Raw genomic sequence first — 24,093 nt, 5'->3', positions numbered from 1 at the left:
GTTCCGGCATGGGTTCAGTCATTTCACTTTTTCCTCGGTTCAAGGAGTTTCTGCACGGCATCCATAGTTCTCTTTCTTCCCTTTCCACGCAACTCCTTCGTCATTTCGGCAGTAGAAGTTAACTTCTCAAGAGCTTTGTTCCATGCCCCTGAACGAACTGGAGTATGACGCACTGTTGAACGTGAAAGCTCTAACGCCCCCTCCTCAGGACAGACAATCTTGCACACGCCGCAGTAAGTGCAAAAAAGTTCGTTAGCATGCACCTTACCGTCTTCTTCAGAAAAATACAGGGCACCAGTTATTGGACAAACATCTAAGCAATCCCGACAGCCTGAAGGGCACTTTTCTTGATTGATCTCAAGTTTTCCGGTGAAAATTCTTCTGACATTAATAGCACCTTCTGGACATTTGATTTCGCAAACACCACAGCAAGGACATTGCTCTTCTTTAATGTCTACTGCGACTTCTTTAGTGGTAGGGTTTAACGTGACTTTGATAAGATCTAAGGGGCACGCTTCTTCGCATTCGGTGCAGTCTGTTGGGCATTTTGTTGTATCTGCTGTAATCTCGCGGATAAGTTGCGGAAAACTTTCCTTCTCAACTACCGAGGCAATGTTCTCGCCGTCTATAGTAACTTGGACTGCCCCGTGGGGACATATGGTAGCGCATATACCACAGTATTGACATTTCTCTTCATCAACATCGATCACAGGACGCTGTATCTTTTGTCCCTCTTTTTTCTGTTGTTTATTAACTGTGATAGATTCTCTAGGGCAGATGAGACTGCAAAGTTCACATCCCGCACACAATGCGCGGTCAACAGTCAATCTGTAACTTTTTGCATGGTGAATCCTTTCCACTACAAGTTGATTGTCGGATTCGGTTTTTTGAATTTTCATGGGCATGTTAAACATTCCACGTTGAATGTTGACTACTTAGGAGGACTTTGTTTGATGCTGCTTGTTTGAGAGTATTTGACATAGTAGACGTATATTTTATAGTTTCTGTGTTTCAAGCAATGATTGGTTTCTTTGCGATTTCAAGGAGATTTTTGCCAATAAGTCGGAGAGAAAACATAACAGGTTCTTAAGAAAAGATAATAGCCTCCAAACTATATTATATTTGGGAGAAATGGTTAACAAAATATTTTCAGCAATAATGCTGAGTTTACTTCAAATTAGCATGTTTACATTGGCAGTTAGTATTAAACCAGTTACAGCGAGTAGAACTATCTACATCCAAGCTGATGGGAGCATCGACCCGCCAACAGCGCCCATTTCAACCGTGGATAATATCACCTACACCTTTGTAGGCGACATAATTAACGAAACGATTGTTGTGAAGCGACACAGCGTAGTAGTTAATGGAGAAGACCACATTCTAAGAGGGGCAGGGACAGGTTACGGATTTCACTTATTTAGTAACAATGTTACCGTTAGAAACACAAGAATCGTAGGATTCGACTGCGGGATACTCTGCGACGTGGATTTCGGTGGTGAAAGTCGAATCATTGGCAATACAATTTCAGGCAATGGTATAGCCATTTGGATGAATAGTATGGACTCAACTGTTGACATAATTAACAACACTATAAGAAAAAATGACCATGTAGGGATTTACTTAGAAAGTTGGTGTGGCTGTTGGGGAGGAAGAATAGTCGGCAACTTAGTGGCAGACAATAGGGAAGGCATTTGGCTTCAGGAAGTCACATGTGTTCTCAGAAATAACATTTTGAGAAACAATGGACTGGATGTCGCTGGAAGCTACATCGACCACTTTCTTCAGGATATAGACGCTTCAAACACCATTGATGGAAAACCCATCTGCTACTGGAGAAATAAAGAAAACAAGACGGTTCCTCTGAATGCGGCATATGTTGCCCTAGTAAATTGCAAGAAAATCATAGTGGAAAATCTGACACTGACGGGGAATGGTCAAGGCATAGTTCTGGCAGGCACAACTGACTCAACTGTCAGAAACCTAAACATAGCCCACAACAGCCAAGGCATTGTTTTGATTGAATCATCGCACAACAGGATCTATGCAAACAACATAACAAATTGTTCAAGACCACTCGTAGATTTTTTCGGTGCAAACAACATGATCTACCACAACAACTTCATACATAACTACTATTCTCCTTGGATTAGCTTCTCACAGGACTTATTGGATGGAGGATATCCATTTGGCGGCAATTATTGGAGCGACTATAATGGCACGGACTTGTACTGTGGTGCACATCAAAACCTCAACGGTAGTGACGGAATAGGCGAAACACCTTACATCATTGAAGAATTAGGCGGCGAGACCTACTACATGGATCGATATCCGTTAATGGAAACTTGGACACCATCATGGGAACCTATACCCCCATTATTAACAGGAGACATTAACTATGATGGAAAAGTAGACATTTACGACATTGTCTACATGGCTTCAATCTACGGATGCAAAGAAGGAGACCTAGATTGGAACCCTTTTGCAGATTTAGCACCTCAGTGGGGAGTCATCAACATCTATGACCTAGTAACATGCACTTATCACTACGGAGAAACCTATCCATAATCCAAAACCCACATTTTGTGCCAAAAAAACAGTTTATATTTAAAACATATAACCAGACAATCTAGTCTAAGCGTTGAACATTCTCACAACAGCGGTTAAATATCTGTTCTTGCATAAAAGAAAATGAAGAACCTTAAAAAAAAGAGGCTGGACGTAACGCATCATGGAAATCGACGAAGACCAGCTCAAAAGAACATTCCCAAACCTAGCAAAAGAAATGAAAATGAGTAAACAAAAGATCACAGTTAACTCCATACGTTCCGATACGAAAGCCGCCCAAAAAGCAGCAAAAACCCAAAAAAATCTTTCTAATTACAATCCTGACGTAATTGATTTTCTCCGCCGATGCGACAAAGAACAACAAGCAGAAGAAATAATCACCTACATGGAAAACCGCGGCGAAATAACTCGCAGCTACGCTCAAAAACTACGGCAACAACTCAAAAAGAAGGGCGTGCGAAGCTTCGGATCCAAAAAGGAAGAAGGATACTACTTTAATCTTTCTGGTCAGAAGTAGTGCCACTCAGAAGCCTCCCACAGCTATCCAGATCGCTAGAAGAAAAATTAGCGCTATAGCCACAGAGCTTAAGGCTTCCGTGTCGATTTGGTGTTCTATCTTCTTAGACTTTATTGCTTGTTCTGGAAGACTTGGAGTGCGGAGTACATTTTCTAGCTTCTTAGGAACAGCTTTCGGTTTAAACTCCCTTGTGCTTATCTTCTTGGTTTCGCTCCCTTTATCGTAAATGAACTCTCCAAGCTTGAGATTTTCAAGTTCCTTAGCTCTCTCGCTTCCGATGTACGCCGCAGCTTTGCGAAGATCATTTTCCCCATCCATCCTAGCGAAGTATTTCTGAAAGCATAATTCAAAAACGCTAGTGTCGGTTAGTGCGGTTCTCTGAGTGATCGCTATTGCTGAAAACTGATAATTCCTTCCACTTGTCAACAATCTAAGAATTTGTTGAGCTTCGTTGCTTCTAAGCCTTCCTTGAGGTATAAGTATCTGCACTTCCTCGAAAATGTAGACAATCCATTTACGTTTATACTCTGGAATATTGATTTGCCGATTCCAATCGTAAGCTAGTGTTTGGCTAACAAATCGCTTTACATCATTAGGAACGAGTGAACTCAGATCGTAAACTACACTTTGATATAGATCAACATTCAGCTTATGACAGTTTCTAACTTCGACATAAAACGGCACTGAACTTTTTAGCCAAACCTTAGAAATATCGAAGACTTTGACAACGTAGCCAAGCTTCCTTAATTTGTCAGCAATGATCTTAGCCATGTTGCTTTTGGTCGTGCCTTTTCCACCAACAATGAAACATCCAGATCGTAGTAGTTCCTCTATGTCTACGAGAAAATGATCATCTAAAGTCAATTCTTCCTTTTCCGACTTTGCATTTTTCTCAATAACTACAACATTTGGATTTGAAGACATTAACATTGTTCTAGCTGAATGAACATAGCCGTTTTCTAACAATTCCGAATACTCTGGATTTATTTGAGCTAACTCTGAGCAACCGTTTCTATGCTGATCTTGATACCACAATTCTCTCGCTTTCTCGTAAATTTGCTGTTTGTTAGGTGTTCCCATTTCAGAGACCAAGCTTAATTTAAGCTTGTTTTGATTTATAAACGTATCTATTCAGCTTCTTTTCAAAAAATCGCTTCAAAAAACGCTTATTCTTATCCCAAAGCGATTTTTCGAAGTTTGTCAATTTTCTTTTTTCGAGTACGCAAAGTACTCTTGGTAACTTTTGATTTGGCTCTCTTACGACCTCTTAAAGCTTCACGATAAATTTTACTTGCCTTCAAAATCTCATACTCAGGTTGATGATACCAGCGATTTACAATTGCACTCCAAAGAATTTCCCTTTTCCCATTTCTCTCTCTATGTAAACCATCATTCAAACGGTACAAGTTAATTTCCTTCAAAATAACTTCGATTCTTTCAAGCTTTCTCAGATACTTTGATAATGTCCCCTTAGCAAATCGGCTCTTCTTCTGCAAAACAGAAAAAGTAGCTGGAAGATTGGACACGATATACCAAACAGCTCTCAATTTTTGTTTTTCTCTTTTTGGAAATCTATATTTAAGCGGAACTTCTTTCGGTTGCAAGAAAAGTTCTCTAATCAAATCATCTACAGTACAACCCGATTTTATTGCGAACTCTTCTAAATATGAAATACCATCATGGCTTTCTTCAGACAGACTCTTGAAGTATTTAGAAGAAATTTGAACCACCTAGTTCAAATATGCTTTATCTAATATTTTAACGTTTGTATGACTGGAGAAAAACAAGATGGGAAAAAGACACATTGGAACAATGATAAACGAAGAGAAATGGCGGAAATTTACGTTGGCGTGCGTCCACCAAAACACGACAAAGACTAAAGTCATCCGAAATGCCATCAACGAATTCATTGAAGAAAATCTAAAGGTGAACATTCATGATTAGGAGTCACATAAAACTATTGCAAGAAGACAAAAGATTCATGCCGAAGAAAGGTTACATCTGCTCAATAGCTTGCGAATTTGCGTTCGCTTGTATAAATCATAAGGAAGGTGAAATTTGCCAAGGATTTCAGATGTTGAACGGAGAATCAGCTCGCATCATTAGACACAATCTCGGCGAAGACAACTTAAAATATATGAAAAATTCATACAATTTTATCCAACGTTCAATGGATAACGGAGACATTGAAGCCGCTCAGACTATTCACAAAGATATAGCTAGATTTAGAGATCAGTCTCTTGAAAAACCAACACCAATGAAACATGACACAAGTCAGTTCCAAACTTTCCTCAAAATTTCAGATCAATCATCCACGCAGAGTCCATCGAATAATTCAAGAAAGGTTACACAAGACTTTGGCTCTGGTTTCAGAGCGATGCTGAACGCAGCAACTTCAAAAAAACATGAATCAGACACACTGGAGAAGCGCCATATTTCTATTTCCCCATTAAAGCCCTCTAGACCAAAACCTTTGCATGTGAAAACGGGATTTCGACAGATGTTAGAAGAGGCAACTCGTGGCTCCGATGTAGTTGAAAATGAAAGATCGATCCGAAAGGCAACGGTTTATCGAAGTTTTAGGAGTTGGGGCTTCAGGGACATGCTCGATTTTGTATCACCTTCAGACTCACACGCTACTCTTGTCGTTCGGGGTTCAGCAGAGAAGAATGTAGAACGATTGGAAAAACTCCTTGAAAACGTAGGAAAACCCAAACCAAACATTGAGCGCAGCATGAGTCGTCATGAAGGATTTCGAAGAATGTTAGATGCTATTTCCCCCGATTCTTAGGAGACCTCAGTAATGGCTTATACCGTAGAAAAAGATTATGGCAACCACATTACCATAGCCAGCAAATTGCAAGATCTCTTAAACAACGCAACCGTAAGCACACTTCACACTGCTCAAATCATCAAAATCGGAAGCGACTTTTTCCTTGCTTACATCGTCTACGAGTGAGTGGTTCATGGTAACACACACCAAGAGGGATACTAGGAGCGCACCCCACCACACTCTCTAGTTATCCCTTCCTCCAACCAAAAAGGTGAAAAAATTGAAAAAACTTCCCAAACACACCCACATCACAAAAGAAACACCACTTCGCACAACTCAAGTAAGAGCAGAAACAACATCTCAATTCATCGACTTAGATCAACTTCTCGACGGATTATTTCAAGGAACAACTGGATTAACAAAATTCGTAAACAACTTCTTTCAAGGAAGCGAAGGACTCGCTAAGTTCGTAGACAACTTCTTAACGGGCGCAAAAATCGCACTCCTAGCAATCACAACGGGACACATCCAAGATTTAGCCATAACCAACGCTAAAATCGGCAACCTAGCAGTTGACACGGCGAAAATCGCAAACTTGGCAGTTGAAACCGCAAAAATCGCAGACGCAGCTATCAACAACGCAAAAATACAAAACGCAGCAATAACCAACCTCAAAATTCTAAGCGGCACAATCGACTTCAACAGATGCGACACCGAATTCGGAAAATACAGCTTCTTCCAACACGACAGATGGATCGTTTCTGCCGAATCACTAACGGGCTACACGGTAGACAAAGAGGGTGATGGCAATGTTTTATGTCGAAAAAATTACCTTAAGGCTCTTACATCAACCACCACAGCTTCAATGGCAAGAATAAAAACGTACCCAACGCTTGACCTCTCACGCAACCCCGAATTCAAATGCAGAGCAAAATTCGAGGTAAGCGGCGACGGGTCAATGGAATGGTACGTCGGCATAGGACAAGAAGGAACGGCAAAATTCTTCGGCTTCAGAGTGGTCTATAGCGGAAGCGGCTCAGTATACAATCTGAAAGGCGTGTGGTGCAACGGCGGCTCAGAACACTCAACTTCTCTAATGACCATTTCAAGCGGAGACATGAAAGTTCTTAAAGCAGTCCATGACGGATCAACCATAAAATTCTACGTGGATGGAGAACTCAAAGGAACAGCAAGCTCAGACATTCCAACATCGGGAATGCTAGAAGACTTCTGCGCATACGTCTACAACACCACGACGTACAACAACATCATAATAGAAGTTTGGCACTTTTCAGCGTCGGAGGACTGGATGTAAAATGGCTGAAAAAACAAGATTTCGGAACACATTCAAGAAAGCACCTTTCAACCCACACAACATAAACAAACACTTGAAAATGAACGCAAAAGTCATAAAAACAACAGAAACGTCAAACGAAATCATAATCGAAACCGACAAAGAACTGACAGACTTAGAAAAAGCGCAGCTTGAAAATTTTCTCCAAGTCGGAATAAACAGCATTTGGAAATTCGTCAAATCAGAAAAGGTGAAAAAAGAAGATGGTAAACATTAGCCTGAGCATCCACAAATCCCTCCTTTCTAAAGTTCAGCAAAACGTTTCTGGAAAAAACAGAAGCCAAAAAATCTGCAAATGTGTAAAAGTTGGCTACCGCATTATAACAAACACCCATCCAGATTTTACAACAAATCGACAAGAAGCTTGAACGCCATGACAGAAAAACTCGAAAATGACACAATGGAAGAACTGCGCAGACGCATACACGCAGAAGTCGGAGTTTTAGAACGCCCTGAAGACCTACCCTTAACCAAACTCGAAGAAGGCATTTTAACAGGAATGGTTGACCTTTCAGAAATGAGCATCACGACCCTAAAAACAAAGACGAAAATAAGCCTCAAAATAAGCGCACACACTAATAAATTAGGTTATTTAGCGAGCCGTTTCGGTCACGAAGGGAAAGCCTTACTTTCATACAAACCTCCACGCCGAGTTAGGGTTCACGGAAAAAAATACAAAAGAACGAAGGCGACTTATTTTTGGAGTTGGAACGAAAAAATGATGCAAACCTATTTACCGAAAATCATCCCACACCTTACATTACAGCGAGAACAAGCAGAACTCATTCTTAAAGCGCTAGTTCAAAAAGAAAACACAGAAGAAATCAAAAAACTAAGCAAAAAACTAGAACAACTAAATAGAGGCACAGAAGAAGAGCCAGACTTAGATCAATACTTCAGAAACCTTAACCACAACACCTTCTTATAAAACCACCCATTTCAGCAAAACCACCACCGTTTATCAAAAGAACCTTAAAAACGGCTTAAACCATGTACTGTTTATTCCTTTAACTATGGATCATATATGTTTTATATAATAAAATAGAGTAGTCATCAAAGAGTACCCTATCACTCCAACCTAGCGAACTGTACACGAAACAGCATCTTTTCAAGCCTATTTTGGTAAAAGAAGGAAGAGATTTACAGAGATAGCTTTCAGACTTTATTTCAGAGTAGAGGTACGGCTCACGTCAGAGAAAAATAAACATATAATAATATCAATGCATACGTGTTTTGGGGATAATAAAGGAATGGTTGATACGATTCAGATTCCCGTAGAATATTTTATCATCACAACCTCCGACTGGACAGGATTTCAAATTATAGAAGGTGGTTGGTGGAGCGACATCGAAGTGAAGTGTTTAGAAGGATGTGACAGTCTAACAAAAAAGATTTCTTTTGATGAAAGAACAGTCTCTTTTTCCAAAAAAGCGTTTGACGATACGAAAGTGATAGTTTACGTAAAGTGCATCTTGAATATAATTAGAGCTTATCTTCATTCGGAGATAATGTACTTGATAACGAAAGGCATTATCGAAAAAACAGATGTTCAAGTGGTTGTTGCAGAAAGCGAAGAACAAACTCTATCAAACTTCAAACAAGATCCCAATGATTGGAGAAACCCATATTATTTCAGTATTCCAGTTCAGCGATATGTAAAAGCGTTGCAAAAAAAGAAGATGGTTGAAAAAGCGAAAGGAAAAGTAAAAATGAAGGTGAAGGCAAAACAAGAAGAACCGCATGTTATTATCACGAATTTCAATCAGATGTTCAAGGAAATTCTCCGAAAGGAAGAACCAACAAAGAAAGATGTTGAAGCTGTCTTTAAATGGTTAAGATCAAACGGTGAAAATGCAACTAAATTCATAGAAGCAGAGATTTGTAGAAACTTAACCTTGCAAGCCCAAACCCATTTCTGGAGATTTCCAAATTTAAAGAAAAAGGTTGGTTCTGAAGCAAACAAGACTTTGAAGAAGATCAAAAAGCGTTTCGACGAACTACGCAAAGTTGAAGGTAAAATCGCTATTCAAACACCTTATGGGGGAATTGAAAAGGAGCAGAAAAAGGTTGCTCCCAACAAGTAGACTTGTACTCTACACACTCTTACACCCACACCCCTTTTCACCTACATTTCTACACTTGGTACATTTCATTCTGGGATGTTCTTGCGTTACGGCTTTACAGCATCGAAGATATTAACGTACCATCCATGCCTTCAATATACAGAAGGAAATCTATATTTTCTTTCAAGATCTCTATGTTCTCAACAAAAGAAGAGGTATCTGAAGCCATCGAACGATTTTTCTTTGGAAGCCATTTATCAAGTTTTGTCTTCTGTGGTCTTGGACGTTTAAAAGCTAGCTTAACTCCTTTTTTGCTTATTTTCGCTAGCTCAATTTTGATTTCTTCTTCAATCATCTCTTGTATTTTTTTAAGCTTTCTCTTAATCTTATCCAAAGAAGGTCTTTTTGCTAACATTAGTTCCCCTGTTGCTGAGTTAAGTTGTCCAATTTCAGGAACAAGCTTCAGCAAATACCGTAAACACTTTTTCAGTTCGGCATCTGTCATAATTGCATCAGCATCAGGATATCTTTCTTTAAAATTATCAATGGTTATCAGCCGATCTTTCTCAGTTAAGTAGGCTGAAGCCAAGAATGACAAGATCCTTCTACCTATTATGAAAACTCTCTCGCCATATGCTAAAGTAGGATCAATCAAAAGGTGAATTCTTGGTAATGAGCAAATAAGTCCTTCACCTTCCATTTGAGCATTCAGTTTTTTGTCTAGGTGGCTTCCGCAAACCTTATGGATGTGAGCTTCTTCCCTTGTCTTTCCCAACTCAATCTCACAAACAACTATGTTAGCAAGGTCTTTTGTCTTCTGTTGCTGTTTCACAAAACTTGCTATTTTCTTTCCAAGATTCCTATAGCAAACTGTCCATATTTCAAGATCATCTAGTTCTGGGAACATTTCTTTCCATATTTTCTTAAATTCATCTGATGAGAAAAATTCGATTTGCTTCAAAAGTTTTTCTTCTATTTTAAAAGTGAAATCGCTCTTGCATTCTACACATATAAGTAATTTCATTGCTTCATTAACCAGAAGTAGATCAGGGACTTTTGCTCCCCTATTTTTCATAAGTTCTCTGACAGTTTCTCCAAATGTTGGGAGTCTAATTTCATAGCCATATTCTTTCACTAAAACTCCCGAAGGAGCTATTGGAGCAGAAGGGAAAGGGACTATATTCAAAACAGTAGATCCTACTATATTTATTAAGAATTCATGAGGGGTCATCTTACCCATTGAGTCTAGCCCTCACTATACAGAAATTGATGGATCTACTTTTGTTTGAAGTAAATTTATAATCTTGGCTATTGTTCCTTCTTTTGTCGATGATTCCGCAGGAACTATCTGCAGTTCTTCGCTTGTTGCAGATAGATAGACAGATGAACTATTTTCCACATCAACGATGTGCACAAGGAAGTAAGGATTACCTGACAATAGTGTAAAATTAATGAGCTTCTCTTCTCGAATATCCGAACTGAATAACTTTATGATATTATCGTACCATTTTTCCGTTTCTTTAGATCTCCTGAATACTAACGATTCGATTATATCAAAACTTCTTATTTTCATACTTTTGCCAAGAACTGTAGATTCTCTCGTAGTAGTGTAAGAGTTTCTTCTTAGTACATCTAGTATTCTTCTAGTTTCAACAAGCAAAGGTTTCAATAATGTTACGAAAAGAGTAAAATCTCCTCTTTCAAAGGTTATCCTTGAGCGATCGGTTATTGAAAAAGTGAAATACATGCTTTTTTCTTCAGATATTACTCGATATCTCATATTTGAAAAAGTCTTAATTTCTCCCTCTTTGGTGTATTTTTCTTTAGCCCAGTTTCGAATTTCTTCTAGCGGAACAAATTCTCTAGGAGGTAAAGGGTAAGCTCTCACTTTTCTAGGCATAAATTTGTCTTTCTCTATGGCTGTTTGAAAACTTGCTAAAACCTGTGCATCTTCTCCAAGTTCTCTTATTGCAAATAAATCGAGCGTTTCTAAGAAACGTGAACCGAGCCAAGCAAACCAAAGACCTTTTGCAAATTTCACTAACGAATCAAGGCTTCTATGTATTTCAGCAGAGCTTTGTAGAGAAAATGAAAGAATTGTGGCGTATTTGTCATCTCGCAATATCTTCCAGAAAAAGAAAACTGGGTTCTCCTCAATAGTTCCCTCTTTTGGAAAAAAGCTTAAGAGATAAAAATCCTCTTCTGCACACTGAGATATATTGACTGTCCAACGGCTTCTTTTACGATCGCTATAATAACCAAGAATCACTGGCAACGAATCAAAGACGTTGGGATACGAAATCAGAATATCGCAATAAACTCTATGTTTCTTCTTCCTTACTTGTTCAGTTGCATTTTCCAGAAACTGATCAAGAGTATATTTCTGAAAATTCTCAATTGAAGTCAATATTATCGCCAAGCGTAACTTTGCTTTTCTTCACAGTAAGATAAGAAGTTTGTGCTTCTTAAATCAATCTCTAACTCTACAATCTAGAAGACAGATTCGACGACACTCACGTGCATAAACTTCTCTTTTTTCTAAGAAATCCTCCAAGTAAACTCCAATTCTTTATATATCTAAGAAGTCTTTTGTGATTGTTTCTTACTATAATTATAGTATTTTTAGCCACATTTCTCACAGAAAATAGCTTCACTCAAGAACTACACTTCTTTCTCTTCCGTAGGAGTCTCCTTCTAATGGTTGTGTTTGTAGATAAATACTCTAAACCTCAGGTATATACTGGGTTTTGCATACATTGGTTTTCGGTAAAATTCGCACCCTAGGAGGTCAAAGCTAGTTTGTTGCTCAATCATAAGACGTGGTATCTTGCATTATCTCTCTTCGTTATGCTGATTTCCTTCTCTTCACTATTTTAGACATCTTCGTTATCTGTATAACAACTAGGCAACACTTGATAGTTTTGAATTGCAGATCTGAATCACAGGAATTCTTCGATAAGTTTTTGTGTTGAAATACTCCTAACTCTATTGATTCAAATGTCTTACTATCATATACGATTATTCTACTATGCTTCAAAGGAACCACGAGAAATCAAACATATAGACCAATTGAATCTTCACAAAGCTTACGTAGTCAAAGGGATAACAGAGCCATATTTATCAGGAGAATCTTTTAAACTCCAAAATAAGATATTTAGACCTTCGGATGTATCTTATTTTCTGATTAAAAGAACTCCCTTCAAAATCTCATCTTCAGCGGATACTTGTTTGGTCGATTTTGTAGACGGAATTGATGTTACAGAAATCTTGTTGAAAAGACCAAAGAAAGAAAGAGAGAAATTTTCAACAATTACTTCTAAAAAAAGTGTTTTTATTGTTCATGGTAGAGATCACAAACCAATGAAAGAACTTAAGGCAATGCTTTCTGAATTTGGACTTAATCCCATTGTTCTTCATGAACAACCAAGTGCAAGCAGAACAGTTGTTGAGAAGCTTGAGAAATACTCTGATGTTGGCTACGCCTTTGTTATTTTAACTTCTGACGATATAGGGGCTTTAGCAGAGGACGTTTTAGGAACATCTATGAATAAGGTGACTGAATCAACGAGACCATTGACACAAGTGATAGAAGAACTTTTCATGACTGCCCGTAATAAGCAGATGAGGTTCAAACTATTAGAATTGTTTTCGAAGTTTTTCACGAATAGAGCACGTCAGAATGTCGTTCTGGAGTTTGGGTATTTTATAGGATTATTAGGTCGTGATCGAGTTTGTTGTTTGTACAAAGGCGATATTGAACTACCTTCAGACATGCATGGAATAGTCTATGTACCTTTCAAAGAATCGGTAAACGAAGTAAAGGACAAGATAATCAAGGAACTTAGAGAAGCTGGCTACGACATCAAAGAGACCAGTGAAGAGACAAAGAAGTGGTCAATCGAATGGAAAGACGCTTAAAACTGAAATGTTCCTCTTGTGGTCATTGGAATCGAATTCCAGTAAACAAGATATTCGTAGAACAACCTTCTCCAGAAGCTAAAGTCAAAGTCATGATACCAATGTATGAGCCTCTGCAAGTTTCTAAATGTGAAAAATGTGGAGAAGTTTTAGCTGAACCAAAAGAACTAATACAAATACAGAAATGAGCATTGTCTTGAATAGAATTAAGACGCATCCGTCCATCATCTTCCATTTCTTCTCCGAAAGAATTAAACCACAAAATATAATAATTGTATGAGTTAATTTATGCATTCAAAAGATGTCTTCCCCTATAAAAGTTAACTGTGTGCATTGTAACTATGAGAACTCTGTTGAGTTTGAAGCATTTAAAAACTTGAATTTCGCTCTATGCAAAGGGTGTGGCAAGTATTTTAATCTCTTTGGTGTTTACCATTCATTGTACAGTACGATTCCATTGTGCGAAAGAATGGTCAACGTCACTGTTGATCATGCCTACGCAAATTACCACATAGAGGCTTTCCAAGCACAAGAACAAGAAAAAATAGAGAGCACTCTTAAAGAAAGTAATTTCCGAGATTTACTAAGACTAATATTGCATGATATGATTTTATATGGTAGCTCTTTCATGCAAATGATTCCTAAAGATCAGATCTTAACGTTGAAGAGATTGAAACCTCAGGTATTAATATTTAGAATTGATTGGGTTCAAGAACCACCAAGAAGATCTTATTTTCAAAAGATTGTTGAGATCAAAAGATTTGACGATCCTTCTATAAAGTACGACATCGATGACTGTTTGCATTTCAAAGTAGGTTTGACCGTATGTGAACCGATAGGTGAATCAATCTTAGGATTTTGGTTTACTACTTGGTATTTCTTGCGGGATTTACCCGAAATGGTTCCTTTATTGGATATGCGAGGAGCAAAATATTCCAGTCTAAAAGAGTTTAGAGATTTTAAGGAATCGGGCGTATTAGGTGCTGCTGGAATACCTCATAGTCTAATATTTCCTTGGATGCAAACACCACCAAGCATTATGAAGATAGAACAACAGAGATTTCAACATGATATTGAGAGAAGAAGAAATACGATAAGCAGAGTTGTGGAACGTCAATTATTTCCTAGAATACTAGGTCGGAATTATGATTACGATAATTTCCCACGACTCGTTTTTTCATAAGAACTAATTAGAATTCAAAGATAGATATTTTCGATAATTTCAATAATTTCTTATAAACCAGAAACAAGATTAGAAGAATAGGAGCAAAGACTTTGGAAAAAGAACGAGTGGAGAAGAAAGCTTTAGGGATAAGAGAGCTTGTTGCAATTGTTGGCTTAATGGTTGCAATTATAGTAGCTGGAACTAGTTTATTGAGTAGTGTTGAAAATGTTCCTTGGTGGTGGTTCCATTTCTCCTTTATTGTTTTAATTGCACTTTCCTTTTCCATACCAATTGCGATTTTTATCAGACCTATTTCCAGAAGGATTAAGAAATTTAGATTGAAGAGTCAACGGAACAAGGTCTCGAGAAAGCATTTCTCACAGTTCAAAGATCTTGTGGATACTGCTTTTAGATTTAGTTCCGACGTAAGAAGCATCGAGGAAAGTTTGAGAACACATTATAAAAATGAAATTAAAAGCTCTCTAGTTAGGCACGTTTTACAAAATCACGCTGAGTCAGAACTTAGAAATGCCTTTTTCGAGATAAAAGCAAGATTAGACGAATTTAACAAGTCTTTTCGTGACCTCTATCTTATAATGGGAAATTTTGAGTTTTGCTTAAACATCTATACGAGACATCTAAAAATCATTGAAGAATTTGTGCACGAGATTATGTATACGACTAATAAACCGATTGTCAAAGGCATTGAGGCAAATTTTGAGGCTTTTAGGGAAAAGTTCAACTATTTTGTGAAGGACTTCAGGGATTATTGTCAAAAAGTAAATCAAGAACTTGGAGAAAGAATGTTTCCAGAATGGGCTATTGATTATGTGAAGAAGTGGTAGATTAAATCATGAACGTTTTTAGATTTATTTGCTATAATATTCTGGAAATCTTTGTTTATCCTCTTCGGTGGCTTCAGTCCATTTGTTCTTAATGTCGGGATGCATTTTTCTCAGTTTTGGGACAAACTCTTTCTCAACAAGCAGAAGTTATTAAACAGCAATCAAGTTTCATGAAATGGATAAAGTATGCAACAATTCTATTGCCTATTGCAGTAATATCTGTTCCAGTAATAGAGATAATTAGTGTCTTGATTCGTCACTATCTTGGTATTCCCTAAATTTGTTGGAAATACAGAAAAGTTATAGCATAAACAAAGGAACTAATCAGAATCCAGAAAGTGAGAGAATGAATAGCTAGTTTTCCATCATACTACACACTCTTACACCCATACCCCTTTTTACCTACATTTCAGTACTTGCTACATTTTTTTCCACTAGTAAAGATGAAGGTATATTCCATAGTTTTTGACTCAAGCGTTCGCTCATCATGTTAGGACAACATTTATTCTAGAATAGTTGAGTAATGTAAAGCTATGAAAGAAGATGGGGAGAGATAGGTTGAGTACTACTACTGAGCGATATTTCTCGATTCTGAAAGATTACTTCAGCGACTTGGAGAAGTGGGCATCAAAAAAGAGATACACTGATCTGGAGCTTTCTCGTGCCATTAATACACTTTACAGTCCGACTATGATGAAAACAACTATAGAATCCTTGTTTCAAGAACTCAGCAAGCTAAGATGGAGCACTCAAGCGAGTAACGTAGCCAAACTTGGTGGGTTGAAAGCAACATATCTTGGAGAGGTTTATGCATATAAGAGGAGCTCACTTGAGACCTTTGACTATTTGAAGAAAATGGGTTTGTATTCTGACACCATCATTTTTAACGATCCCATACTTTCAGAAGCGCTCACTTTCGAGAAAAGACAAACTGGTGAGGTAACATCATTCCATCTTGTTGCCCACTGGGCTCATCGTCTTCTTGCGATAGAAGATTTATTTCGCTCAGAACTAAATACTCCCATCTGCACTCTAGCGCCAAGCTATGTTTTCTCTCTTGAAAAGGAGGGCATTCTCGAATCAACTGATTGCTTTCTCCGTGAAACTGTAACCCCTCTACTTGCATCAGACATTTTTCAACATGAATTTAGATCGTTGCAAGAATTAATGGAATTTCTCTCTCACATCAAGAGTTTTGACGAATTTATTTCCCTTACTAAAAAGCCTGAGTTGCTTGTTATTCCTGAAGGAGACCCTGTTGACGAGAATTACTTACAAAGCTTACGGGAATATTATGAGAGTAAATACAACTCGGCATTTTCTTTGCTTGATTCTTTTTATCTCCTATTAAGAGGACGGCAAGCTATGTTGACATATGATCTTATTGTCAATGGAAAAATCGCACCCAACTTCATTACTGACTTTAAAGGCGTTCTGAATTACTTTCTGTGGCAAGCTAAGAATGACAACGAGCTTGTGTTTAAACACTTGGAAAAGAGACCATTATCAAAGGATATGTTGATTTTGAACGCACTTCAGCAGGAAGAGCTGAAGTGGTTAGGTAATGTTCCTCTTAACAAGCTTAAGAAAATGAGGGAAAGAGGGGAACTACAAGAAATGAGAGATTTTCTTCGGCAAAATGTTAAGAATATTCATAATGTAAGCGATGAGGAATTTGTTGAAGTGGGACGACAAGTAAAATATAACCTTGAAGAAGCATTCAAAAGACATGATTCGGAAGTCAAGGGATTGAATGAAAAATACAAACGCAGATATGCGATCGGTCGAGCATCAGTTGTGGTTTCAGGAAGCTTGGGTGTAATTTCTACACTTTACCCTCCCCTCGCATTGGCTGCAAGCGTTGCGTCTACTATTATTGGAAGTGGATCACTGATGCAAATGGTGAAAGCTTTTATCAGCAAAAGGGAGCAATTAGAGGCTTTGCAAAAGAAACCTGTCGCTATGCTGTTTGACGCACATAGTCAGTAATATAAGAACTACAAGCGAGCTTATAGATTACAGGTATCGGTCTCAGACGTATAATGTGGGTTGTATGTGTGGTTTTTCGGGTAAAATTCGATGGGTAGGGGGTCAAAGAAGGTAGGAGTAGGCTTGTTTTGGTATTTGAGGCGTGTCGGTTGCTTGTCGCTGTAGTGTGCTTGTGTATACGGCTTGGTTGATCCATCATAAGACAGGATAAGTTAAGTTAAGCTGTCTTCTACATGGAACAGCAAAAACAACATGACATGCGTCATAAGATGCCGACAGAAAAAGAGGAAGAGGGCTTGTATGTCGCTGTGTAGAACCGTATCACATATACAGTTTGTCTAATTCCTTTACATGCATTATGCTGTAAATATTTCTTGTTTGAGAAGAAGGAATAAATACTTGCCATTTCCCTTATTCAAAATGGCGAGTTGGAGGTTTAGATGTATTTATCTATATCAGGAAATTGCCATTTGCGCATTTTTCCTATCTCCCCCCTCCACTCGCCTTCTAACACATTATAACACACCTCATCTACTGCCGATAGAAAAAGACGGAGAGAGGACTTGACATCACTTATCTAGTCTTGTGAGTTTTGCTATTGTCTTTTCCTTGTTCTTTTGGTAGCATTCGTTACAGTAGAACCTAATCGTAATTCCGCAAGCTGCAAGAATGTTTCCAGAAGCCACTATCACATCTTTAGGATCGAGTAGTTCACCACAACCAGTACATGCGAATTTCAAACTCATCTCACCTTATGCACTAAGTTCTCCAATTCCACTCTAATAGTTGTCGTTCGTTCGCCTCGAAAAGGAAACAATGTTTCGGTTTAGTTAATTACCTCAGTACAAATCCTCTGGAATCTTTTTTCTTCCGCCGTTTCTCCTAACATGCCATGCGCATTCAACATAGTCTGTTCTGCGGCTCCATCTTAGTTGTGCGCTTGGTCGATCCAATATTCTGTCCATGCAGAAATTGACAATACAGCAAATAGGATAATGGTAGCGCATTCCATTAATGCAATCGTTTGCAGCTTTTATTAGGCGTTTCAGAAAGGGAGATCGGAAACCTATGACTATTGTTCTTCCATACCTTCTTTCTTTTCCGATTATGTCAGCTTCCTCATAAGTCAGAAAGAAGAGAAAATGCTTGTAAGTGATCTTTTTTCCCTTTTGCCACACTATTCTACTCATTGCTTATCACAATCTTGCCACTAGGCAGCACAGCTTCAACATGCCAACCTTTCGCAAGCCACGTTTCAAGCTCTTTTTCGCTTACGATTTTCTGACAATCCTCTTCCTCGGTTACGGAACGTTTTTCAACTGTAAAACGGTCAAGATTTTCTCGTTTCTGGACTTGATCTATAACATTATCTATTTCTTCGTGTGTAGTTGCGTATCCTAGCTGATTTATTATCCATTCAAGTTTTTCTGGTGTTATGTTTGGTAATAGTTTGAGGTTATCTACGATGTTCTGTTTTCTTCTTTCAATTTCGCTGATTTCAGTTTTGAATATATCGATCTCTTTGTAAGCTTCAACATACTTCTCTCTCTGTTTTTCAACTGGAGGGATGAAGTAGCTTTTTTCAACACCAAGCGAATGTCCCATCCAGTATTTGACTAACATGCTTGGTGCGGTTAAACCCATGTGTGTTTCAAAGAATTTTCTTAGTCTATGAGGGCTTGTTGTTGTTCCAGTTTGTTTACTGATTCTGTCGAAGATTGTAGATAGGTTTTCAGGAGTTATAGGTTTTCCATAGGCTCTTTCAGTTGTGAATAATGGAGAGTCTTTGGTTAATTCTTCGCCTCTCTGCTTTCTCAATTCCAAGTAAGCCTTAAGTTGTTCAACCGCATTTTTGCCTAAGAAAGTGTCGTATTCAAGAGCCTCTTTCTGTCGTATCACTCTTAGATGTATGAACTCTTTTCCGTTTTCTAATTCTTCTTTAATGTCTCCATACTTCAAAGTTACGAAGTCTTCTCTGCTCATGCCACTATCTTTTAAGGCTAAAATTATCGCTCTTTCTCTTACGTCGATCATGCCAAGCATTTTCTTTATGGTTTCTGCTGTGTGCGGTTGAATCTCTCTACTGACATACTTTGGGATTTTAAGCCTTAACGGATAATAGTTGTAAGCATAGAAGCTTTTGATAACTGAGTGGTAACGGTTTGCAATAGTGGATTTTTTAATTCCTTTCTCTTTTTCAAGCCATGCGCAAAATTCCCTTAACTCTTCCTCTGCTTTATGCTGTGTGCGTTTGTCTTCGCTTTTTATCTGTTCCTTTCTTTCTTCGATTAGCTGATCTGGAGTCTTGTCTAACCACTCACAGTATTGGTATAAGCCTTTTGAATACATTATCTGAGTGTGCTTGCTTCCAGTTTTGTCAACTTGGATAGCTGTAAGCCATTTCTTGCTTGTTTCAAAACTGTATGCCCATTCAAGCCTTTTCTTAACGATGTTTCTTTTCATGTAGTTTTCACCTCTTTTATGCCAATTCTATCCGTTAAAGGTTTCTTCTTTCTACAAAGAGTATAGCGTAAGGATACTACTTTAAAGTAAGCAAGCAATAGTTTTTCTCAAAAATTAACAAGACCATTGTGAAAAACCATTTTCTTCAGGAATCCGCATACTAAATCGGTAAAAGCAGTGACAAGCCCCTTTAAGAAACGAGACAAATGGCACATGCTTAAACTGGGCGCAGAATTCGACCACACATCCATCCCCATATACGAAGCGGCTGCCCGGGGAAAATGTACACCATTGCTCAAGACGTTGTATACAAGTAGTTGTCAAAACAACTGCAAATACTGCATCTTTCGTGCACAAAGAAACTGCACAAGAATGACGTGGCAACCACAAAAACTCGCTAAAGTCACCATGCATTTGTGGAAAGAAAGAAAAATCTGCGGTCTCTTTCTTACAAGCTCTATAACCAAAGACCCTGACTACATAACCGAAAAACAACTAGAGACTCTCCAAATCCTCAGAAACAACGGATATACTGGTTACATCCATCTAAGAATCATGCCTGGTACAAGCAAGCATCTGATAAAGCAAGCTGCAGAACTTTCAGATCGAATTGGCATAAACCTTGAAGCTCCAAACAAAGAAGTCTTCAGCGAACTATGCTCGGATAAAGGCGGCTTCAAAGAAGCAATCTTGAAACGTATGGAATGGATAGTTACAGAAGCAAAAAACGCAAGGTCAAAAACCTACAAGCCAACCTGCGGCTATGTAAAGTCTGGTGTCGATACACAAATGATTGTTAACGCAATAGATGACAATGATTGGCAGTACATCCAAGCTACAGAATGGCTATACGAAAGAATGGAGCTAAAAAGAGTGTACTACAGTGGCTTTGAACCAGTTCCTCAAACACCCTTAGAAAAACAGAATGCCTGCCCGCCTTCAAGAGAATACCGTCTATACCAAGTATCCTTTCTGTTAAGGGATTACGAATTTACAGCTGACGATTTTGCTTCAGTAGTAAGCGACGAAGGCTTCTTGCCAAACATGGACCCAAAACTAGCATTTGTGAAAGCAAATCTAGACCTTTTCCCTATAGACCTGAATACCGCAAGCCATAGTGAAATGATGCGAATACCTCGTGTCGGTCCTAAAACTGCTAAGAAAATAATTCAAACCAGAAGAGTCACTAAGATCCGTTTTTCATCAGACCTCGAACGAATTATTGGCGTAAATTTTACCCGGCATATAAGCCATTATGTAGACTTGAAGGACAGAAGATTAACAGATTTTCTGAAAACTAAATAAAGGAAAGTAAATAAGGATAGTCCGCAATAGATACGGAAGACCTGATGAGAGGCATATAACTTGAAAAAAGCAACGCTATTCCTATTAATATTCTTCCTTTCAATTGGCTCAATTTTTTTACTCTCTCCACATACTACATATGCAACCTCACCTTCACAAATCCAAGTCGACAGGATAGATCACGTAATAACACCGATCTATGGTGGAATCCTCCTTATTAACGATACAATAAAAATATCTCCAACAACTGAAAACGCCACAATAGAGAACTTTTCAATAGGATTTCCGCTGAAGTACAAAACAAACCTTCGTTTTTCTATGGCTTATAATGCTGAAGACTTCAATGAACAGTTGGATGTAATTTTAGACGCAGGTCTGGGAGTTGTAGGATATTACGGCGTAACGGTAGTTTTCCCTAATGAAGTACGTGACCTGCTTTATAATGGGCAACCTTACACTTTCACGGTGATATTCATTTTTTCAGACCTAATTGATTCTTCTACAGAATATACGTTTACAGTTGATTTTCCTTTATATCCAAGCCTCGCTCAAAATGCTTCTACGTGCAATGTTACTGTTATCTTGCCTAAAAACGCAAATTATACTGACAACGATTTTCCTTTCAATACCACTCAAAAGAGTGAACGTTACTATTTAAATTACACGGAAAGCCCCCTTCAAAATTTTGCACGAATGTCCACAAAGGTCAATTTTACTTCTAAAACTAAAGATGATTTTGCTTGTTTTTCAGTGAGTAAACTGAGTCGAGAAATAACCATAGATACGAACGGACATATTTCCTTATCTGAGCTGTTCTTATTAAAAAGCCAAACAGCCTTCACGGTTAGCAACATAAGACTACAGCTTCTTAAGGATGGCAGCGATGTTTCCGCTTTCGACGAGCAAGGAAAAAAATTAAACGCTGAACTTCTTGAAAACGAGACCAATACCTACGAAATTTCGCTTAATTTAGTGGAAAATCAGTCGAGAAGCTTCAGAGTTGTCTACGATCTTTTTGGAGAAAACCATCTTGTTCAGCAAGACCCACAAAGCTACATGCTGACACTTAGCCTCTCTGAAAACTTGCAGATGATACCACAAACCTTCACTGTAAAGATTATTTTCCCAGAAGGCGCTGTAGTTAAATCTTTCCCACAGCGAACATTTAGCATTCAAAGAGGTGTTTTTCAAGAAACACTTTTTCTCTCACTCTTTAACATCACGTGGCTACAAAATGAACAATGGAGTTTCACCTACAGCTACGCGATTTTTTGGGCGTCTTTCCGACCAACGCTTTGGACAAGTGCCTTAGTTATAATTGGCTCCATCATCGCTTTTGCTTGGCAAAGACCCAAAGCTCCCGTATCTGTTTCAGTAGTTTTGGTTCCTCGCAAAACATTGAACGAATTTGTTGAGACTTATGAAGATAAGAAGAAGATTCTTTCTGAACTTGAGCAAATAAAACAGAAAGCACGAAAAGGCAAGATTTCTAGGCGACGGTACAAAGTGCGAAAAATTACTCTAGAGAATCGGCTTTCCTCGCTTTCTAAAAAGTTGGCAGACTTGCAGCGGGGAATTATGAGCGGTGGAGCGAAGTATGCAGACATGATGAGACGGCTTGAAGTTGCAGAAACAGAGCTTGACAACATCGAGGCAGATATTAGGCGGATTGAAGTCAGATTCAAACGTGGGGAAATTTCTGCTCAAACCTATCGGCGACTCCTTGAAGGTGATTTGCAGAGACGGGAGAAAGCAAGGATAACAATAGACGGGCTTATCTTGAGACTTAGAGAATAGCAGCATCAAACGCTGACCCAAACATTTTTATTAAAAACCTGTCCTTTCATTAAGCTTCTAAAACTAAGGGGTTGACAAGTAATGGTTGAGGTACAAGTAGATTCGGAGAAATGTGATGGATGCGGCACATGCGTTGACGTCTGTCCCGTGGAAGTGTTTGAAATAAAAGACGAAAAATCTGTACCTGTCAAGCAAGAGGAATGCTTGGTCTGCAGAGCCTGCGAAGTTCAGTGTCCAAATGGCGCAATCGAAATCGTAGAATAGGCTTTACGGCTCTAAACTCCAAAAAGCTGACTGTACTTTCTTTACTTCTTCTAAAACCTTTTCTGCATGTTTCTCGGCTCTTGAACTTACAGGTGGACTCTCATCCCTCATTGAGTATGGGAAACTCGCCATCTTTGAAATTGTTAACGCTACAAGTTTTCCCAGTTGTCTAAGGTTGTAGCCACCTTCTAACATGGCCACAAATCTGTCTTCACAAAGAGTTGACGCTAAATCAATGATTTTCTCAAAGGTTGAGGCGTAACTGGTTGCAGAAAGGCTTAGCTTCGCCACAGGGTCGCCGTAGTAGCCGTCATAACCAACAGATGCCAAAATAAACTGAGGCGCATACTGCCGTACAAGGGGGACTACAATCTCGTCAACTGCCTTCTGATATGCTTTGTCGCTGACTCTGAAGGGAAAGGGAATGTTAACATTATATCCTAGTCCTTCACCTTCCCCAATTTCATCTACAAAGCCAGTTCCAGGAAATTCTCGAGGGTCTTCATGTAAGCTTATGTAAAGAACTTTATCTGTATCGTAAAAGATTTCTTGTGTTCCATTCCCGTGGTGAGCATCTATATCTAGAATTAGAACCCTTTCAAAATTAAACCTTCCAACCAAGTGTGTTGCTGCAACAGCTATGTTGTTGAACACACAGAAACCCGCAGCATAATATGGTCCTGCATGATGCCCAGGCGGACGAACCAAGACAAAGGCGTTCCTAAACTTTTTGCTCAAAACTAGGTCTACAGCTTTTATTGCTCCTCCAACAGCGTAGCGTGCCACTTCAAAGCTTTCTGAAGAAACTACGGTGTCGCCAAGGTCAAGCAAGCCTCCACCGTGTTCACAGATACGTTTTGCTAGTTGGATGTGTTCTGGAGTGTGAACGAGTTTTAAATCTTCCATGCTGGCTATGTCAGGTTTAACTAGTTTACATTTGCTCACAGTAGAAAATAGGTTCAGTTTTTCCAGTTCTTTCATTATCACTTTGAGCCGTTTTGAAGTTTCTGGATGATCGGACCCAGTGTTGTGTTCATAATATTTAGGCGTAAAGATTATGGCTGTTTTCGCCATT

General features: G+C 38.6%; 27 protein-coding genes. 18 read left to right on the top strand and 9 right to left on the bottom strand.

Annotation, left to right across the window (positions count from 1 at the left end):
* Positions 1-23 precede the first annotated feature (23 nt).
* Positions 24-905 carry a 4Fe-4S dicluster domain-containing protein gene (locus OEX01_01290; GenBank protein ID MDH5447627.1) on the bottom strand — a complete coding sequence of 294 codons (882 nt, stop codon included), beginning with the start codon at positions 903-905 and terminating at the stop codon, positions 24-26.
* Positions 906-1,131: 226 nt separating this feature from the next.
* On the opposite strand from OEX01_01290, the gene OEX01_01285 reads away from it, so the two are divergent.
* Together OEX01_01285 and OEX01_01280 are read left to right on the top strand one after the other, a co-directional pair.
* The gene (locus OEX01_01285) at positions 1,132-2,565 is read left to right on the top strand and encodes a right-handed parallel beta-helix repeat-containing protein (GenBank protein MDH5447626.1); all 1,434 of its coding nucleotides are present in this window, start codon (positions 1,132-1,134) and stop codon (positions 2,563-2,565) included.
* A gap of 163 nt (positions 2,566-2,728) precedes the next feature.
* Positions 2,729-3,082, top strand: a complete 354-nt coding sequence (locus tag OEX01_01280; GenBank protein MDH5447625.1) for a DUF2095 domain-containing protein — start codon at positions 2,729-2,731, stop codon at positions 3,080-3,082.
* 6 nt (positions 3,083-3,088) lie between these two features.
* Here OEX01_01280 and OEX01_01275 read toward each other — a convergent pair whose 3' ends face one another.
* Together OEX01_01275 and OEX01_01270 are read right to left on the bottom strand one after the other, a co-directional pair.
* Positions 3,089-4,162, bottom strand: coding sequence for a hypothetical protein (locus OEX01_01275; protein ID MDH5447624.1), 1,074 nt, complete (start codon positions 4,160-4,162; stop codon positions 3,089-3,091).
* Positions 4,163-4,254: 92 nt separating this feature from the next.
* The gene (locus OEX01_01270; protein MDH5447623.1) at positions 4,255-4,812 is read right to left on the bottom strand and encodes a hypothetical protein; all 558 of its coding nucleotides are present in this window, start codon (positions 4,810-4,812) and stop codon (positions 4,255-4,257) included.
* 58 nt (positions 4,813-4,870) lie between these two features.
* Between OEX01_01270 and OEX01_01265 the strand changes: the two genes are divergently transcribed.
* The 8 genes from OEX01_01265 (at position 4,871) to OEX01_01230 (ending at position 9,293) form a co-directional block, all read left to right on the top strand.
* Positions 4,871-5,026 carry a plasmid partition protein ParG gene (locus OEX01_01265; protein MDH5447622.1) on the top strand — a complete coding sequence of 52 codons (156 nt, stop codon included), beginning with the start codon at positions 4,871-4,873 and terminating at the stop codon, positions 5,024-5,026.
* Complete coding sequence (locus OEX01_01260; protein MDH5447621.1) at positions 5,019-5,873, top strand: hypothetical protein; 855 nt, start codon at positions 5,019-5,021, stop codon at positions 5,871-5,873. Before OEX01_01265 ends, OEX01_01260 begins: the two co-directional genes overlap by 8 nt.
* A gap of 12 nt (positions 5,874-5,885) precedes the next feature.
* Positions 5,886-6,041: a hypothetical protein gene (locus tag OEX01_01255; protein ID MDH5447620.1), complete on the top strand. Its 156-nt coding sequence runs from the start codon at positions 5,886-5,888 to the stop codon at positions 6,039-6,041.
* Between the two features lie 94 nt (positions 6,042-6,135).
* Positions 6,136-7,170: a hypothetical protein gene (locus tag OEX01_01250; GenBank protein MDH5447619.1), complete on the top strand. Its 1,035-nt coding sequence runs from the start codon at positions 6,136-6,138 to the stop codon at positions 7,168-7,170.
* Between the two features lies 1 nt (position 7,171).
* Entirely contained in the window at positions 7,172-7,426 is a 255-nt protein-coding gene (locus OEX01_01245; GenBank protein MDH5447618.1) for a hypothetical protein, read from the top strand.
* On the top strand, positions 7,413-7,577 hold the full coding sequence (locus OEX01_01240; protein MDH5447617.1) for a hypothetical protein: 165 nt from the start codon (positions 7,413-7,415) through the stop codon (positions 7,575-7,577). The genes OEX01_01245 and OEX01_01240 overlap by 14 nt, the downstream gene beginning before the upstream one ends.
* A gap of 5 nt (positions 7,578-7,582) precedes the next feature.
* Complete coding sequence (locus tag OEX01_01235) at positions 7,583-8,137, top strand: hypothetical protein (protein ID MDH5447616.1); 555 nt, start codon at positions 7,583-7,585, stop codon at positions 8,135-8,137.
* A 322-nt stretch (positions 8,138-8,459) separates the two neighbouring features.
* Entirely contained in the window at positions 8,460-9,293 is an 834-nt protein-coding gene (locus OEX01_01230; protein MDH5447615.1) for a hypothetical protein, read from the top strand.
* A 94-nt stretch (positions 9,294-9,387) separates the two neighbouring features.
* On the opposite strand, the gene OEX01_01225 is transcribed toward OEX01_01230, so the two are convergent.
* On the bottom strand, positions 9,388-10,512 hold the full coding sequence (locus OEX01_01225; protein ID MDH5447614.1) for a hypothetical protein: 1,125 nt from the start codon (positions 10,510-10,512) through the stop codon (positions 9,388-9,390).
* A gap of 15 nt (positions 10,513-10,527) precedes the next feature.
* Entirely contained in the window at positions 10,528-11,541 is a 1,014-nt protein-coding gene (locus tag OEX01_01220; GenBank protein ID MDH5447613.1) for a hypothetical protein, read from the bottom strand.
* Positions 11,542-12,269: 728 nt separating this feature from the next.
* Between OEX01_01220 and OEX01_01215 the strand changes: the two genes are divergently transcribed.
* From OEX01_01215 to OEX01_01195, 5 genes are all read left to right on the top strand, one after another.
* Positions 12,270-13,190, top strand: a complete 921-nt coding sequence (locus tag OEX01_01215; GenBank protein MDH5447612.1) for a nucleotide-binding protein — start codon at positions 12,270-12,272, stop codon at positions 13,188-13,190.
* Positions 13,175-13,378: a hypothetical protein gene (locus OEX01_01210; GenBank protein MDH5447611.1), complete on the top strand. Its 204-nt coding sequence runs from the start codon at positions 13,175-13,177 to the stop codon at positions 13,376-13,378. Before OEX01_01215 ends, OEX01_01210 begins: the two co-directional genes overlap by 16 nt.
* A gap of 281 nt (positions 13,379-13,659) precedes the next feature.
* Positions 13,660-14,373: a hypothetical protein gene (locus OEX01_01205; protein MDH5447610.1), complete on the top strand. Its 714-nt coding sequence runs from the start codon at positions 13,660-13,662 to the stop codon at positions 14,371-14,373.
* Between the two features lie 92 nt (positions 14,374-14,465).
* Positions 14,466-15,200: a hypothetical protein gene (locus OEX01_01200; protein ID MDH5447609.1), complete on the top strand. Its 735-nt coding sequence runs from the start codon at positions 14,466-14,468 to the stop codon at positions 15,198-15,200.
* 558 nt (positions 15,201-15,758) lie between these two features.
* Positions 15,759-17,189 carry a hypothetical protein gene (locus tag OEX01_01195; protein MDH5447608.1) on the top strand — a complete coding sequence of 477 codons (1,431 nt, stop codon included), beginning with the start codon at positions 15,759-15,761 and terminating at the stop codon, positions 17,187-17,189.
* A 569-nt stretch (positions 17,190-17,758) separates the two neighbouring features.
* Here the strand turns inward: OEX01_01195 and OEX01_01190 are convergent.
* The 3 genes from OEX01_01190 to OEX01_01180 form a co-directional block, all read right to left on the bottom strand.
* Positions 17,759-17,929: a hypothetical protein gene (locus OEX01_01190; GenBank protein MDH5447607.1), complete on the bottom strand. Its 171-nt coding sequence runs from the start codon at positions 17,927-17,929 to the stop codon at positions 17,759-17,761.
* A 99-nt stretch (positions 17,930-18,028) separates the two neighbouring features.
* A complete protein-coding gene (locus OEX01_01185; protein MDH5447606.1) occupies positions 18,029-18,379 on the bottom strand; it encodes a hypothetical protein in 351 nt (116 codons plus the stop codon).
* Positions 18,372-19,652, bottom strand: a complete 1,281-nt coding sequence (locus OEX01_01180) for a site-specific integrase (protein ID MDH5447605.1) — start codon at positions 19,650-19,652, stop codon at positions 18,372-18,374. Before OEX01_01180 ends, OEX01_01185 begins: the two co-directional genes overlap by 8 nt.
* Positions 19,653-19,829: 177 nt before the next feature.
* Between OEX01_01180 and OEX01_01175 the strand changes: the two genes are divergently transcribed.
* The 3 genes from OEX01_01175 (at position 19,830) to OEX01_01165 (ending at position 23,018) form a co-directional block, all read left to right on the top strand.
* Positions 19,830-20,957 (top strand): radical SAM protein, encoded by a 1,128-nt coding sequence (locus OEX01_01175; protein ID MDH5447604.1) that lies wholly within the window; start codon positions 19,830-19,832, stop codon positions 20,955-20,957.
* A gap of 60 nt (positions 20,958-21,017) precedes the next feature.
* The gene (locus tag OEX01_01170) at positions 21,018-22,754 is read left to right on the top strand and encodes a hypothetical protein (protein ID MDH5447603.1); all 1,737 of its coding nucleotides are present in this window, start codon (positions 21,018-21,020) and stop codon (positions 22,752-22,754) included.
* Positions 22,755-22,835: 81 nt separating this feature from the next.
* Positions 22,836-23,018, top strand: a complete 183-nt coding sequence (locus OEX01_01165; GenBank protein MDH5447602.1) for a 4Fe-4S binding protein — start codon at positions 22,836-22,838, stop codon at positions 23,016-23,018.
* 3 nt (positions 23,019-23,021) lie between these two features.
* Here OEX01_01165 and OEX01_01160 read toward each other — a convergent pair whose 3' ends face one another.
* Positions 23,022-24,092 carry a histone deacetylase gene (locus OEX01_01160; protein MDH5447601.1) on the bottom strand — a complete coding sequence of 357 codons (1,071 nt, stop codon included), beginning with the start codon at positions 24,090-24,092 and terminating at the stop codon, positions 23,022-23,024.
* Between the last annotated feature and the right edge of the window lies 1 nt (position 24,093).

This window comes from Candidatus Bathyarchaeota archaeon (assembly GCA_029882535.1).
GTDB lineage: Archaea > Thermoproteota > Bathyarchaeia > Bathyarchaeales > SOJC01 > JAOUKM01.
Note: the sequence above shows the minus strand (reverse complement) of the source record. Positions and strands in the feature narration are given on the sequence as shown.